The 14,336-nt window shown below is 42.0% G+C and carries 14 protein-coding genes and 1 tRNA gene; 5 read left to right on the top strand and 10 right to left on the bottom strand.

Going from position 1 to position 14,336, the window contains the following annotated elements; translation table 11 throughout:
* Nucleotides 1-274: 274 nt before the first annotated feature.
* From BW980_RS16225 to BW980_RS16195, 7 genes are all read right to left on the bottom strand, one after another.
* Nucleotides 275-1,000 carry a LytR/AlgR family response regulator transcription factor gene (locus tag BW980_RS16225; RefSeq protein ID WP_076456202.1) on the bottom strand — a complete coding sequence of 242 codons (726 nt, stop codon included), beginning with the start codon at nt 998-1,000 and terminating at the stop codon, nt 275-277.
* Nucleotides 1,001-1,002: 2 nt separating this feature from the next.
* Nucleotides 1,003-1,320, bottom strand: coding sequence for a histidine kinase (locus tag BW980_RS16220; RefSeq protein WP_076456201.1), 318 nt, complete (start codon nt 1,318-1,320; stop codon nt 1,003-1,005).
* A gap of 1 nt (nt 1,321) precedes the next feature.
* Nucleotides 1,322-2,347: a sensor histidine kinase gene (locus BW980_RS16215; RefSeq protein WP_245800073.1), complete on the bottom strand. Its 1,026-nt coding sequence runs from the start codon at nt 2,345-2,347 to the stop codon at nt 1,322-1,324.
* Nucleotides 2,348-2,382: 35 nt separating this feature from the next.
* Nucleotides 2,383-3,516 carry an FIST signal transduction protein gene (locus BW980_RS16210; protein WP_076456199.1) on the bottom strand — a complete coding sequence of 378 codons (1,134 nt, stop codon included), beginning with the start codon at nt 3,514-3,516 and terminating at the stop codon, nt 2,383-2,385.
* A gap of 1 nt (nt 3,517) precedes the next feature.
* Nucleotides 3,518-5,509, bottom strand: a complete 1,992-nt coding sequence (locus tag BW980_RS16205; protein ID WP_076456198.1) for a PAS domain-containing sensor histidine kinase — start codon at nt 5,507-5,509, stop codon at nt 3,518-3,520.
* On the bottom strand, nt 5,502-6,044 hold the full coding sequence (locus tag BW980_RS16200; RefSeq protein WP_076456197.1) for a heme NO-binding domain-containing protein: 543 nt from the start codon (nt 6,042-6,044) through the stop codon (nt 5,502-5,504). The genes BW980_RS16205 and BW980_RS16200 overlap by 8 nt, the downstream gene beginning before the upstream one ends.
* A 76-nt stretch (nt 6,045-6,120) precedes the next feature.
* Nucleotides 6,121-6,522, bottom strand: coding sequence for a response regulator (locus BW980_RS16195; protein WP_076456196.1), 402 nt, complete (start codon nt 6,520-6,522; stop codon nt 6,121-6,123).
* A 360-nt stretch (nt 6,523-6,882) separates the two neighbouring features.
* Here BW980_RS16195 and BW980_RS16190 point away from each other — a divergent pair.
* The 5 genes from BW980_RS16190 to BW980_RS16170 all read left to right on the top strand — a co-directional run bounded on the left by BW980_RS16190 (nt 6,883) and on the right by BW980_RS16170 (nt 10,814).
* Nucleotides 6,883-6,966: transfer RNA gene (locus BW980_RS16190), tRNA-Leu, on the top strand.
* 156 nt (nt 6,967-7,122) lie between these two features.
* Nucleotides 7,123-8,022: a MerR family transcriptional regulator gene (locus BW980_RS16185; RefSeq protein ID WP_076456195.1), complete on the top strand. Its 900-nt coding sequence runs from the start codon at nt 7,123-7,125 to the stop codon at nt 8,020-8,022.
* A gap of 26 nt (nt 8,023-8,048) precedes the next feature.
* Entirely contained in the window at nt 8,049-9,506 is a 1,458-nt protein-coding gene (locus BW980_RS16180; RefSeq protein WP_076456194.1) for a phytoene desaturase family protein, read from the top strand.
* 11 nt (nt 9,507-9,517) lie between these two features.
* Complete coding sequence (locus tag BW980_RS16175) at nt 9,518-10,357, top strand: phytoene/squalene synthase family protein (protein ID WP_076456193.1); 840 nt, start codon at nt 9,518-9,520, stop codon at nt 10,355-10,357.
* 1 nt (nt 10,358) lies between these two features.
* Nucleotides 10,359-10,814, top strand: a complete 456-nt coding sequence (locus BW980_RS16170; protein WP_076456192.1) for a sterol desaturase family protein — start codon at nt 10,359-10,361, stop codon at nt 10,812-10,814.
* Nucleotides 10,815-10,817: 3 nt separating this feature from the next.
* Here the strand turns inward: BW980_RS16170 and BW980_RS16165 are convergent, their stop codons facing one another.
* From BW980_RS16165 to BW980_RS16155, 3 genes are all read right to left on the bottom strand, one after another.
* Nucleotides 10,818-11,318, bottom strand: a complete 501-nt coding sequence (locus BW980_RS16165) for a TlpA family protein disulfide reductase (protein ID WP_076456191.1) — start codon at nt 11,316-11,318, stop codon at nt 10,818-10,820.
* Between the two features lie 66 nt (nt 11,319-11,384).
* Entirely contained in the window at nt 11,385-11,933 is a 549-nt protein-coding gene (locus tag BW980_RS16160; protein ID WP_076456190.1) for a TlpA family protein disulfide reductase, read from the bottom strand.
* A 77-nt stretch (nt 11,934-12,010) separates the two neighbouring features.
* Nucleotides 12,011-14,278 (bottom strand): aconitate hydratase, encoded by a 2,268-nt coding sequence (locus BW980_RS16155; RefSeq protein ID WP_076456189.1) that lies wholly within the window; start codon nt 14,276-14,278, stop codon nt 12,011-12,013.
* Nucleotides 14,279-14,336: the final 58 nt, after the last annotated feature.

Here is a 14,336-nt window from a genome sequence, read left to right as displayed (position 1 = left end):
GGCTTACGATAAAATCGATTATGCTTACTAAGTATATTCTTACTAGCCCCAGATACTCATCACGGCCAATACAATGCCGATGATAACCGATGTAAGCACACCTATCAAACGTATAGCAGCCCCTTTGTTGCTTAAGATGTATAAGAGATTTGCTTTCATAGGTAGATGGCTTTAATGTTCCCTACAAATTTACATCAGTTCTTTCTAAATAAGAAAGCCCTTACGATGAGTGACGGGAACCTATAGATGAACGGCACAAAATTGTAGAAAAGCCTTAAACCAAGTTCAATCGTCGCATAAGTTCGGGACGATTTGATCGACTAATGGGAATCACCATCTTCTTTATCAACACACTGTTGTCTTCAATATCGATGATTTTCGAGATATTGATAACATAGGATCTATGAATTTGCAGAAAGATCTGATCGGGGAGTTTCTCCTTGATTTTTTTTAAGGTAGTATGTACGCGGTATTCTTTGTTTTCTGTAGTTACATCAATATAGTCACCATTGGCCCTGATGACCAATATCTCGTTAAAGTGAAGTTTTATCAAGCGTTTATCGATATTGATGTACAAGTCTTCAGCCTTATCTAGATGCGTATGTTTTTTTTCCTCAGAACCCTGATCTGGCCTATCTGTCGTTTTACGGGTGGCATTTTTAATCTTGCCCATAGATTTCACGAAGCGTTCAAGGGTAAGGGGTTTTACCAAGTAATCGACTATGGCCTCATATTCATAGGCTTCGATAGCAAATTCGGTATCTGAAGTAATCAGGACTATTTTAGGGGGATTCTTTAAGGTCTGAACGAAATCGACTCCCGAGAAACCGGGCATATGTATATCCAAGAAAATAACATCGACCTCTTGACGGTTCAAGAATTTTATGGCATCGATGGCATTATCAAATTCTTCAACGACATTTAGATCTGAAACCAGCGAACAATGGCGCGCCACTATTGCCCGTGCTGTTGCTTCATCGTCTATGATAATGCAATCCATGTTTAAAGCGTTTTTAAAAAGTCATCTATTTTCCCTAAAGTACAATTAAAATCTGAATCCATTTCGGTCTTTCCACTACGTAATTGCTCTTCAAAAACTACGGCGAAGCGATAGGCTTCCTCCATACTAAGGATATTGAACTTATGTTTCAACTTGTGAACGATATCGGCGGCCTTGTTTGTTTCCTTGCTATCTATATGATCTCTATAAGTGGCTACTTCCACTGGAAACTCATCTTTTAGGATGGATATAAATTTCTCTTCAAATTCTACATCGTCACCCGACAATTCTTTTATATACTTTAGGTTTGGCTGTTCCATATTACTGCTTTTTTAGGGTAAAGGAAAAGGTTGTTCCCATACCTTCTTTTGATTCCACAACAATCTCACCTTCATAGAGTTTTACTATTTTTTTGGCCAATGCCAGACCGACCCCTGCCGAATTATCGTTGTTATCAAGCTTCTTAAACATCTCGAATATAGACGACTGGTGCTTCTCGGGAATTCCTATTCCGTTATCGGCGATCGCAAATTCATAATACGCGTCATTATCTAAAAAATCGATCTCCACCAATCCTCTGTCGCGATGTTCCGTGGCCGCAATTGCATTTTCTATCAGATAGGTAAAAACCTTCTCCAATAGGTTTTTCTCTATATATATCGTAGGAAAATTACGTTTATACCTAAGACTAACGTTTTCTGGTATCGATATATTACTTTCAACCTCCCTTAATAACTCATTGACATCAACATTGCTCTTCGATTCCATATTTTTACCGATGGTGGCATGCGTCAGAATACCGTTGATCAAATTATCCATTTTGGTCAAATTCTTCGATGCAAGCTCTATATTACCGATACTTTCTTGGCTTAGGTTTTCCTTATCGGTATCAGTCACCCAACTCAACAGGGCACTGACGTTACGTATAGGTGATTTAAGATCATGGGAAACCATTTGAACATAATTATTGAGCGATTCGTTCTGAGCCTCTACATCATTGAGCAAAAGGGTTTTTTCTTCGGTGATTTGAGCCACCTGTATAGCAAGATGGCTAATATGTTTGGCCAGTTTCTCGGCATCGAATTCCGTTTTTCGCCCCCCTAAGGCCTGTTCTTCATCTTCAAAATGGACGTTAAGGCTTGCTATGGCACTTTCAAGCGATTCCAAGATTTTTTGTTGCCGGGCCGCTTCCTTGGTCAATTCCCTATTTGCTTCGAACAATTCTTCCGAGCTGATGGTGGTCGCCCTTTGTATCATACTCAACTTTTCGTCATAATTTTCATATGACCTCTCTACGGCAGCGAGAAAATCTTGCAACTGGGCGTCTTTTGCAAGATGCTCTGGCAAATTTTTTCTTAGTTGTCTTTGTAGGAGTGAGTGCATTATTCGCTGAACAAGGTTAGGGTCATGGTCTGATTATGTAGTTTGCACGACTCTTCCCCTGCAAAGGGAGCCATCTCGCCATAGGAATAGAACCCGGTAACGGCGGCTTTGTCGCCAATGACCGAAATCACCTCTTCGACTTCCTCTTCCGTTCTTTGGTCCATGACCAACTTCCTACCGACACAGCTGACAAGAATAGCCAGCTCAGGAGCCGTTTTTCTGTCGTTCATAGCATATTGGGCGGCTATATTTGCCGCTTCGGCTATATCGTCGACCGTAGACATCATCAACTGGACCCTTGATCCTTCGGGAACATCGCCGGCCAAGGTCATGGTATTCATTTCTTCGTCTATGGTCAAAATGGTACGTACAATGGGATTATCACTTTCATCGACCCTTACACTCAAAGGAAAGAGCAGCGCCGATGTCGGCAATTCTTTTGCCTTATCACCCAAATATCTTTTATACAGGTCTAGGGCCGGCTGACCGTCCAACTCATAGAGTAGGTTGTTTTTAGATTTGGTAATAATACGCTCCGGGCCAAAGGGTGTCCATCCGCCATAATTGGCACTTGAGATTTCAAGCGATTCCCCATAAAAACCAATAGCTACTATTTCTCCCTCTTTTGGTTTTTCATTGTAAGAGGCCAAAGTTCTTTCGAAGCGGTCATCATCACCACATAAACCTCCCGAGAGGCTGGTTTTGTTCAAAACATCCCTTTGAAATCCATTGATAAGGGCACTACCGTTTACCGTACTGCCTTCAGAAACCAAGAACACATGTCTTAACCCTTCCTTGGGAAATTCATCAAATAGTGATTTTCCCAGTGTATAATCGTCGGTAATATCCTTTACATTCTTCGATTTGATCAAAAAATGACTTTTTTCAAACGCGATGGCCGTCAATGTTACCGTACCTTCCAAAACCGATTCACCTACAATTTCACCTGCCGTACTCCCAAAAACAATATGTCCTTCTGGAAAAAGCGTCCGTACCTCCTCTAGCATAGCCTCATTTTCAAGAGCGTAGCGATTACCGAAGACCAATACCAAAGGATTTTTCAATTGGTGGTCTTTTCCTAATCGCAACTCGAAAGGGCGATTTCCCTCTTTAACGGCCTGTTGTATTTTCATGTTAGCTTTTTAAGTCGGTTAATTCCTTTTTAATGGTAAAGTGAAATTCGGTACCCATACCTTTTTCGCTTTCTACCCAGACTTCACCTTCATAGCGATCGATGATTTTTTTCACGATGGATAGTCCGATGCCCGTTGATCGTTCATTGGCACCTATAGATTGGAAAATTTCAAATATTTTCTTGTGGTATTCCTTAGGGATGCCCACGCCATTATCTTTTACGGAAAACTGCCAGTGGCTTTCATTTTCCTTGAACAATACTTCCACCAGTCCTTTTTCCTTTTCAATATGCACTACGGCATTGGAAAGAATATTTTGGAACAATTGGTGGATTTTGGTACGGTCTGCAATAATGGTAGGTAGTACTTCGGGAACAACAAGGGCAACATGTTCGGGTATATAGATACTTTCCTTTATACTTTCGATAACCTCGTTCAGGTCTACCTTGGAGTTGTCGAGCGCAGAGTTATTTGCCGTAGAATACTCGAGAATACCGTGTATCAATTTATCCATTGATGCTACTTTCTCTTGCATTAGGGTCAGGTTCTGTTGCCCTGCCTCATCGAGAACGTCTTTATAGTCTTCTTGGATCCAAGTAGCCAAGGCACTTATACTCCGTAAGGGTGATTTTAAATCGTGTGAAACTATATGCGCGTATTCCTGTAAACCTTGGTTGCTCAGCTCAAGTTCCTTTACCAGTTGTTCTTTCTGGTGCTCTAACAGTTTTTGCTTGGTTATATCTAAATGTACGCCTACCGAACCTATGATCTCGTTGTTGTGGTCATAACGTGGTGCCCCGCTGACCAACCAATGCCTCTTTTGTCCGTTTTTATCAATGACCTCCAGCTCATACGAATCGGATTCGCCCATAACGCGCTTTTCGTTTTCGGCCTCAAGAACGTTTTTATTCTGTACACGCAGTACCTCACTTCCTTTTTTGCCCAAAAGCTCTTTTTCGTGAAACCCGCTCATGGTACAGAAGCTTTGGTTCACCAATTGTATGATGTCATTATTGTCTACTTCTACCAGGCCAAGGTTCATATTGGCGATGATATTGGCATACTTTTTTCGTTCGCTGTTCAAGCGTTCTTCGGCTTCACGTTCCCTAGTGATATCTTCGATCATTGCCAAAATATACTTGAGCTTTCCTTTGTCATCCCTTACCGCACTGACCGAGGTCTTTCCTAAGATACACCCTCCACCCTTTTTCATGTATCTTTTTATAGTGGTGGCCTTGTCGATTTTACCTTTCTCCATTTGCGAGGCAATTTCCTTGGAATACATTCCTTCGACATCTTTAGAAAATGTATCGAGTTCCATGCTTTTAAGCTCTCCTTCGGTATACCCCAAAAGCTCGGTAAAAGTATTGTTCGACTTTATGATCTTTCCCTCAACGCTCAAGGCTATGCCCAAAGGCGAATTCTCGACTATGATGTCGAGCTGCTTCCTTTGTTGCCCCAAAAGCTCCTTGATTTCCATTTCTTTGGTAATATCCCTTATGATTCCTTGGGCGCCTACAGGTTCTTGTTTTGTATTGTAGATTAGGCTGCTGTTAATCTCGATCCATTTTTCATCGCCGTTCTTGACGTAAATTTTGGAACGATAGTTTTTAAGGGTGCCGATTTCCAATAGATATTTAAACGATTCTGCCGTGTATTGTATATAATCTTTATGTACAAGACTGTTCAGGTTGACTTCTTCCTTGGTATTGTCATACCCTAAAAATTCTTTGGCAGAAGTATTCATTTTAATAACGTTGGCCTCGAGATCCATAACCACATAGGGATCTATGATATTCACGAAGACACCATCTAACTCAGATACCTTTTCACTCAAGAGGTTCTCGAGCTTGCCATTGGCTTCCTTTAACCGTTGGGCGGTTTCATAAAGGTCCGTTGATTTTTGTTCAAGGATTTTTTCGGCCTGCTGTCGGGCTTTCTTTTGCCGCTCTAGGGCCCTTTTGAGAAGTTCTACTTCTTTACTACTATCCATTTTGAACAATATCAAATTTGACCTCGGTTCCGTCTTCCTTTAACAGGTCGTAGGTAATAGTGGCCGTACTTCCAAAATGTTCAAAAGCCTTTTCAATTAAACCGTGCGCCAAACGATACAGTCCCCTCGACGAAGAATATACCATTGATATTTTATCGTCGGTTTTATCAAGGATTTTAAAGGTGGGAAGTTCGGCGTCGGGATAAAGCTTTTTTACATGTACGTGTATATGGTCTTCTATACAGTAAAGAAGCCCCAAGGGGGTGTTGTAGTTTTTGATTACTTCAGGATGCGAATTGGCCAGCCCTGAAAAAAGGTAAAGTCCAAATGCATAAATCAGATCGCCGACGGGAATTTTCGTCTCTTCGCTGAGGTTGGTAATAAGAGTTACCATCTCATTGAAATCATAAGTCCCCACAGAGGTATAAACACCTTCCGAAGGCAAATGACCATTTTCAATTATATTATCAAGAGTCTCTAGGCCGAATTTAGATTCGACCATTTCTAGGAACTCTGTAAAGACTATACCTTTCATACCTTTAAATTTACTCAATAAAAGTAGGAAAAGTAGTATCCGTTAAAGAATTTTTGTTGTGAAAGCTTAATATTTGTTACCCTTTGACCAGTTGATTGATGTCCCAGTAGTCCAATACCTTATGTAATTTCGATTGGTACTCCTCATATTTTAGGGGTTTTATCACGTATCCGGCGACACCTACCTTATAACATTCTAACAAATCGGCCCTATTTTCAGAAGTCGTAAGAATTACCGTCGGCAAGTATTTAAGAACGGGATCCGCTTTTAAAATAGTCAGGAATTCTATCCCGTTCATTCGAGGCATATTCAAATCTAAAAGTATAATATCGGGTAATTTATCTCCAGATCGTAATATCTCAAGCGCATCTTCGCCGTTTTTGGTTTCGATGATATTGTGTTTAAGTTCAAGCTTTTTGACCGTACGTTGTAATTTCATTACTTCAATGGCATCATCTTCAATCAGTAAAATATCCATAGCTCTATAATTTAAGTGAACTACAAATTTTCATCTTTAAACTTCAAATAATGACCGAGCGTAGACGAATGACGCTTAACTGTAGACGAATGGTTATTAAAGTATGACGAGTATTTTAGCAAAACACGGCGTTTTTGACCGTATGGCCCTTCTTCCCAAGCTAGGACCAGTAGTCGAAAACCCCGTTCAGGCTCTAAAAAAACCATCAAAAGTACGGTGCAACATTGTATGTAACAGCAAATTACCCCACCATAATGCGCTAATTTCAAAACTTCTTTGAATAGATTATATATTTTGCAGATATTTGCATTCTGATTTTCGAACAGACCGGCACTTATCGGCCTTTCTAAAATTTAAATTGCGCACGTGGCGGAATTGGTAGACGCGCCAGCTTGAGGGGCTGGTGGCCATTAGGCCGTGGAAGTTCGAGTCTTCTCGTGCGCACCTTGAAAAACCATCGACATTTCTTGTTGATGGTTTTTTTTTATACTTAACTTGTCTTATTCCTTTATCCTGTTACTTTTTTTAGTAAATGAGCACCTTTGCGCCCTATAGGCTCAATAAAATTCATTAGATTTGTTTAATGTTTATCAAAAAAGAATGAACAATATAAAAAAATCATTTAGCATTCGCGATTTAGAAAACCTCTCGGGCATAAAGGCCCACACCATCCGTATTTGGGAAAAAAGATATAACCTGTTATCGCCAGAACGTACCGACACCAATATCAGAAGGTATAGTTTAGAAAGCCTGCAAAAGCTACTGAACATTACCCTGCTCTACAACAATGGCTATAAAATATCAAAGATCGCGCATTTTGAGGAAGGGAGGATCCCTCAACTGGTAAGCGATATCACATCAAAGAACCATACCGAAGACTACGTAGCCAACGCCTTTAAACTGGCTATGATAAATTTCGACCAGGCCCTTTTCACCCAGACCTACAACAGCTTGCTTGAAAAGTATACGTTTAGCGAAATTTTTAGGGAAACCTTTGTCCCCTTGCTCAATGAATTGGGCATTCTATGGCAGACCGACACTATTAGTCCCGCCCACGAACATTTTGTGGCCAACCTCATCAAACAAAAGATAATTCTCAAGACGGAGGAAATGGCCCAGGTACAAACGGTGACCCAGACGCCCGTGATCGTGCCCTATTTGCCCGAAAACGAAATCCATGAAATAGGACTTCTATTTTTGAACTATGAAATAGTTTCAAAAGGCTATAAATCCATTTATCTAGGCCAGACGGTTCCTTTAAAGAACTTACAGGAGCTGATGAAGACCTTTGAAGGTGCCCATTTCATATCATACTTTACCGTATCGCCAACAAAGGATAAAATTGAACAATACGTAGCGGAATTTGCCTCCCTTGCCAGCGATTACCCCCAGGCCAAACTTTGGTTATTAGGCTACCAAACCCAATATTTGGACCCTCGCCAATTACCTTCGTGCATCAAGTTGTTCAGCTCTATCGACAAGGTAATAGAACAGTTATAAAATTAGCGGCCATTCGCCATTCCCCCATGAAGAAAACAATCATCATAATCGGCTCAGGTTTTTCATCCCTATCGGCGGCTTGCTATTTGGCACAGATGGGGCATGATGTAGCCGTATATGAAAAAAACGATATGGTCGGTGGAAGGGCGCGTCAACTAGTAAAAAACGGATTCACCTTTGACATGGGCCCAAGTTGGTATTGGATGCCCGATATTTTCGACAAATTCTTTGGCGACTTTGGAAAGAAGGTTTCAGATTACTATCAGTTGGACAAATTGAGCCCGGCCTATAAAATTTTCTTTGAAGACGACCAGATTACCATAGGTGACTGTATGGACAAGATCTGCTCCGAGTTTGAACGTATAGAGCCCGGAAGCGCCAAGCATTTAAAAACCTTTATCGCCAAGGCCCAAAAGAACTACGATATCGCCATTAACAAAGTGGTGCTCCGCCCAGGGCTATCGCCCCTAGAGCTCGTGACCCCTGAAACGGCATTGCGGGTCGATCAATTTTTTAAGACGATCAGTGGGGAAGTCCGAAAAAAGTTCAAAAACAAGAAGCTGATCTCTACCTTAGAGTTTCCCGTTTTGTTCCTAGGGGCAAAACCCAAGCAGACCCCATCGTTCTATAATTTTATGAACTACGCCGATTTTGGTTTGGGTACATGGCACCCAAAAGGCGGAATGTACGAAATTGTAAAGGCCATGAAAAATTTGGCAGAGGAGCTAGGCGTTACCATAAATACAGGGGCAACGGCCCTAAAGATAAACGTAGAAGGCCATACGACCATTGGTGTAAACATCAACGGAAAAGATATCGCCGGCGACATTGTGCTCAGCGGCGCCGATTACCACCACTCCGAAACCCTACTCGAGCCGGAATACAGGCAGTACTCCGAAAAGTATTGGGACAAGAAGACCTTTGCCCCCTCATCATTGTTGTTTTACGTAGGTTTTGATAAAAAGCTTAAAAATATAGAACACCATAATCTGTTCTTCGATACCGATTTTGAACGGCATGCCGAAGAAATCTACGACCGTCCACATTGGCCAAAAGACCCCTTGTTCTATGCCAACTTTCCGTCGGTTACGGATGGGAGCATGGCCCCGGAAAATTGTGAAACCGGTTTTTTTCTAATTCCCATCGCCCCAGGTTTGACCGAAACGCCCCAACTTCGATCACAATACTTTGATATTGTTATAGATAGATTTAAGGAACGTACCGGCCAAGACGTAAAAAATAATATTATCTTTAAAGAGTCCTTTTGTGTAAACGACTTTGTGGAGCAATACAATTCTTACAAAGGAAACGCTTACGGAATGGCCAATACCCTGAGTCAAACCGCTTTTCTCAGGCCTCGCTTAAAGAGCAAAAAGGTCAAGAATCTATACTTTACCGGCCAGTTGACCGTCCCAGGTCCTGGGGTTCCCCCGGCTTTAATTTCGGGAAAGCTCGTCTCCCAATTGATCAATAAGAACGCCTAAAAGCCAAGATTATGAAAGCCCTATTCGATAAAGTCTCTTATCAGTGCAGCAAAACGGTTACGGAATCGTACAGCACATCGTTTACATTGGCCACAAAAATGTTATCATCATCGATAAGATCTGATATCTACAATATTTACGGCTTTGTTCGCTTTGCCGATGAAATCGTCGACTCTTTTGACCTATACGACAAGGAAAAGCTCTTCAACCAGTTCGAAGCAAGCATGAAAGATGCCTTAGAGCAACGTATCAGCCTCAACCCCATTCTCAATTCGTTTCAACATACATATCATAAGTACGAGATACCATACGAACTGGTGGCCGCCTTTATGAAAAGTATGCGAATGGACCTTTACAAGAACGTGTACAGAACCGATGAAGAGTACAGGGAATACATTTACGGTTCTGCGGATGTAGTGGGCCTTATGTGCTTGAAGGTATTCGTAAAAGGCGATATAGACAAGTATAATAGCTTAAAGGAAACCGCAATGGCATTGGGGTCCGCTTTCCAAAAAGTAAACTTCCTACGCGACCTGAAAAGCGATTTCGAAGACCTCAACCGGAGTTACTTCCCCAATACCGATCTGGCCATGTTGGACGAAGCCTCCAAAACAAGGATCGTAAATGAAATAAAAGCCGATTTTCAGTTGGCCTACAAGGGCATACTTCAATTGCCGAACGAGGCCAAGTTCGGCGTGTATACCGCATACAAGTACTACTATAAACTATTGAAAAAACTGCAACGCACTCCTTCGCTCGAAATCAGAAAAGTGCGTATACGGGTGCCCAACTATGAAAAATTTGGTCTTTTGGCCAAATCTTACGTAAACTACAAATTGAATTTGGTATAACATGAAAACAGTAATCTGGATAGCCCTATTTTTAGGAACTTTTTCCTTTATGGAATTCATGGCCTGGTTTACCCATAAATACATCATGCACGGTTTTCTATGGAGCCTACACCAAGACCACCACAAAAAAGACCATGACTCGTGGTTCGAAAGAAACGATACTTTCTTTGTTTTCTACGCCATTGTAAGCATGGTTCTCTTTTACTTGGGAGCCCAAACTTCCTTTTGGTACGGATGGCCCCTGGGTTTTGGCATTCTAGCTTACGGCATAGCCTACTTTTTAGTGCACGACATCTTTATCCACCAACGGTTTAAAATGTTCAGGAATGCCAACCACTGGTATGCAAGGGGCGTTAGAAGGGCCCACAAAATGCACCACAAGCATTTAGGGAAAGGTGATGGGGAATGCTTTGGTATGCTCGTTGTACCCTTTAAATATTTTAAGAAAAATTCTTAAGCCCTACTCGGCTATAAGTTGGTCCAGGAGTTTTCTGATTTCCGCACCGTTCCAATCGACCACGCCGTTTTCGGCCTTGACAATCTTACCTTGCCGGCTCAAAATATAGGTAGTGGGAATCGTTTTTGAAGCAAATATTTCAGGTATTGGGCTTTCCGCTAGGTAAAAAGGCAAGCCATATCCTTTCTTTAACTCGAAACTCCTGACCCTGTCGGGCTCTTCCTCGCTCACCAATATAAAATCGACCCTATCACCATAGTCTTTATAAAGCGATTTAATATCGGGCATTTCCTCTAGGCACGGTTTGCACCACGTGGCCCATAGGTTTAAGAAAATCACTTTTCCTTTCTCCTCCTTAAAGACATGAGGATTCCCTTTTAAATCGGTTACCACCCACTCGTAGGTTTCTTCGGGAAGGGTCTTCTCGGTTTTAAGTTTTATGGAAGTATAGGAAATAAGCCTTCCCCCAATAGCCCTCAATCGAGGTCCAAGGGATGTAAACATAATTAAACATACTGCAATCAGCAGTATACCTATAACACTGTATTTTAAATAAGGCTTCACGCAGTACTAAAAAAGAGATTCCAACAGTTGGGTTACCCTATCGCTATCCCAGTCATGCGTTCCTTTGGAATCTACTACAATAGCGCCGTTTTTATCAATGATATACGTACCTTGCACCTTAGGTATCTCAAAGGGCGCATCGGCCCCTACGATACGGTAGGTTACGGGAAAAGTGTATTTATTCTTCCCCATAAACTCCTCCACAGGTTCGCGCTCTTCATTGGTCACGATATAAAAATCGACCTTATCGGAATAGGCATCGTACAATGTTTGTATCCCTTTCAGTTCCGCTGCACTTGGGGTATTCCAAGAAGCCCAAAAATGAACGAACACCACCTTGCCCTTGGACCGTTGAAAATTAAAGAAGTCCCAATTCGCATCTTTAAGCTTCCAATCGTAGGTATTGATTTCTTTTCGATCCGTTACATGAATAATTTCCGGTGGAGACGCAAACAAACGCATCAACCAAATCTTCCCCCAATAGCCTACCGGGGTTACGAAAAATGAAAGTACAAACGCTATTATAATGAGCGTAAAGAAAGTTTTTCGTTTCATAGAACAGTTTAGAAAGTACTAAAACTAAAAAACTCCCGCTAAATAACGGGAGTTTCTAGATACTATTTCAATTGCGGTTATGCCGCATTTTCCTTTTTGATTACATTTAAGGCAGAGCCTTCTTTGAACCAATTGATCTGTGCATCATTATAGGTATGGTTTGCCTTGATTACATCTTTGCTACCGTCAGCATGAACCAATTCTATGGTCAATTGCTTGTCTGGAGCAAATTCAGCAATATCCAAGAAATTGAAGGTATCGTCTTCCTGAATTAGATCGTAATCGCTTTCGTTGGCAAAGGTCAAGCCTAACATACCTTGTTTTTTAAGGTTTGTTTCGTGAATACGGGCAAAAGATTTCACCAATACTGCAGCTACACCCAAATGACGTGGTTGCATGGCCGCGTGCTCACGGGAAGAACCTTCTCCATAGTTATGGTCTCCCACAACAATGGTCTTGATTCCCTTGGCCTTATATTGACGTTGTACATCAGGAACACCTCCGTACTCGCCGGTAAGTTGACTCTTGACAAAGTTTGTCTTTTTGTTAAAGGCATTCACTGCACCGATCAAGGTGTTATTGGCTATATTGTCTAGGTGACCACGGAAACGCAACCAAGGACCCGCCATAGAGATATGGTCCGTTGTACATTTTCCGAAGGCCTTGATCAATAGTTTAACCCCTTGTAATTCCTCGGGTTGGATAGGAAGGAAGGGCTCTAACAACTGTAATCTTTCCGATTCGGGAGAAACTTTTACTTCAACGCCCGTACCATCTTCGTCAGGTGCCAGATAACCGGCATCTTCCACTTCAAAACCTTTGACCGGCAATTCTATGCCCATTGGTTCATCTAGTTTCACCTCTTCACCATCTTCATTGATAAGGGTATCGTTCATCGGATCAAAATCCAACTTCCCTGAGATAGCGATTGCAGCTACCATTTCAGGAGAACCTACAAAAGCGTGGGTATTGGGGTTACCATCGGCTCTTTTAGAGAAGTTTCTGTTAAAGGAGTGAACGATGGTGTTCTTCTCTTCCCCTTTAAGGTCACTTCTATCCCACTGACCGATACATGGTCCACAGGCATTGGTAAATACGGTGGCTCCCAAGTTTTCAAAAATCTGGAGCAATCCGTCACGTTCTGCCGTATATCTGATCTGCTCGGAACCAGGGTTGATACCGAAATCGGATTTTGGTTTTATTTTCTTGTCCACTGCCTGTTTGGCAATCGATGCCGCACGGGTCAAATCTTCGTAAGAAGAGTTGGTACACGATCCGATCAATCCCCATTCCACGTTTATTGGCCAGCCGTTCTCTCTTGCTTTCGCTCCCAATTCACCTACCTGGGTAGCCAAATCTGGTGTAAACGGTCCGTTCAAGTGTGGACGCAACTCATCGAGGTTAATTTCAATGATCTCATCAAAATACTGCTCTGGGTTTGCATAAACTTCAGCATCGGCAGTCAGGTATTCCCTAACCTTGTTGGCTTCATCGGCCACTTCGTTTCTACCGGTAGCCCTTAAGTAACGCTCCATGGAATCGTCATATCCAAAAGTAGAAGTGGTCGCCCCTACTTCAGCACCCATGTTACAAATGGTACCTTTACCTGTACAAGAAAGGTTTTTAGCCCCTTCCCCGAAGTATTCTATAATAGCACCGGTTCCTCCTTTTACGGTAAGAATGCCGGCAACTTTAAGTATTACGTCTTTTGCGGAAGTCCAACCTGAGATATTTCCGGTTAACTTAACCCCAATAAGTTTCGGGAATTTCAATTCCCATGCCATACCGGCCATTACATCAACTGCATCAGCCCCTCCGACACCGATAGCAACCATACCAAGTCCACCTGCATTTACCGTATGTGAATCGGTACCGATCATCATTCCTCCAGGGAAGGCATAATTCTCAAGTACTACTTGGTGAATGATACCTGCGCCCGGTTTCCAAAAACCGATTCCGTATTTGTTGGAAACGGACTCCAAAAAATCAAAAACTTCGGCACTAGTGCTATTGGCGGACTTCAAATCTACCGAAGCCCCGCTCTTTGCTTGGATAAGGTGGTCACAGTGTACCGTAGTAGGCACGGCCACCTTGGGTTTCCCGGCTTGCATAAACTGCAAAAGGGCCATCTGTGTGGTGGCATCTTGAGAGGCGATACGATCTGGAGCAAAATCCACATAATCTTTTCCCCTTGTAAATGCTTTGCTAGGGTTTCCGTCCCATAAATGGGAATATAAAATCTTCTCCGAAAGGGTAAGCGGTTTGCCGACAATTTCACGTGCTTTATCAACACGTTCGGCCATATTGGCGTACACCCCTTTGATCATATCAATATCAAATGCCATTATCTAATCTGTTTTAGGTTATTGTAATCCCGTAAAATTAATAAAATAAGAAGCGTAA

The organism is Zobellia uliginosa (genome assembly GCF_900156625.1).
GTDB classification, from domain to species: domain Bacteria; phylum Bacteroidota; class Bacteroidia; order Flavobacteriales; family Flavobacteriaceae; genus Zobellia; species Zobellia uliginosa.
Note: the sequence above shows the minus strand (reverse complement) of the source record. Positions and strands in the feature narration are given on the sequence as shown.

Coding starts and splice junctions, on each gene's coding strand:
- BW980_RS16175 (WP_076456193.1), top strand. CDS start 9,518: ATGAAAGCCCTATTCGATAAAGTCTCTTATCAGTGCAGCAAAACGGTT.
- BW980_RS16155 (WP_076456189.1), bottom strand. CDS start 14,278: ATGGCATTTGATATTGATATGATCAAAGGGGTGTACGCCAATATGGCC.
- BW980_RS16160 (WP_076456190.1), bottom strand. CDS start 11,933: ATGAAACGAAAAACTTTCTTTACGCTCATTATAATAGCGTTTGTACTT.
- BW980_RS16180 (WP_076456194.1), top strand. CDS start 8,049: ATGAAGAAAACAATCATCATAATCGGCTCAGGTTTTTCATCCCTATCG.
- BW980_RS16170 (WP_076456192.1), top strand. CDS start 10,359: ATGAAAACAGTAATCTGGATAGCCCTATTTTTAGGAACTTTTTCCTTT.
- BW980_RS16195 (WP_076456196.1), bottom strand. CDS start 6,522: ATGGATATTTTACTGATTGAAGATGATGCCATTGAAGTAATGAAATTA.
- BW980_RS16205 (WP_076456198.1), bottom strand. CDS start 5,509: ATGGATAGTAGTAAAGAAGTAGAACTTCTCAAAAGGGCCCTAGAGCGG.
- BW980_RS16200 (WP_076456197.1), bottom strand. CDS start 6,044: ATGAAAGGTATAGTCTTTACAGAGTTCCTAGAAATGGTCGAATCTAAA.
- BW980_RS16185 (WP_076456195.1), top strand. CDS start 7,123: ATGAACAATATAAAAAAATCATTTAGCATTCGCGATTTAGAAAACCTC.
- BW980_RS16165 (WP_076456191.1), bottom strand. CDS start 11,318: ATGTTTACATCCCTTGGACCTCGATTGAGGGCTATTGGGGGAAGGCTT.
- BW980_RS16225 (WP_076456202.1), bottom strand. CDS start 1,000: ATGGATTGCATTATCATAGACGATGAAGCAACAGCACGGGCAATAGTG.
- BW980_RS16220 (WP_076456201.1), bottom strand. CDS start 1,320: ATGGAACAGCCAAACCTAAAGTATATAAAAGAATTGTCGGGTGACGAT.
- BW980_RS16210 (WP_076456199.1), bottom strand. CDS start 3,516: ATGAAAATACAACAGGCCGTTAAAGAGGGAAATCGCCCTTTCGAGTTG.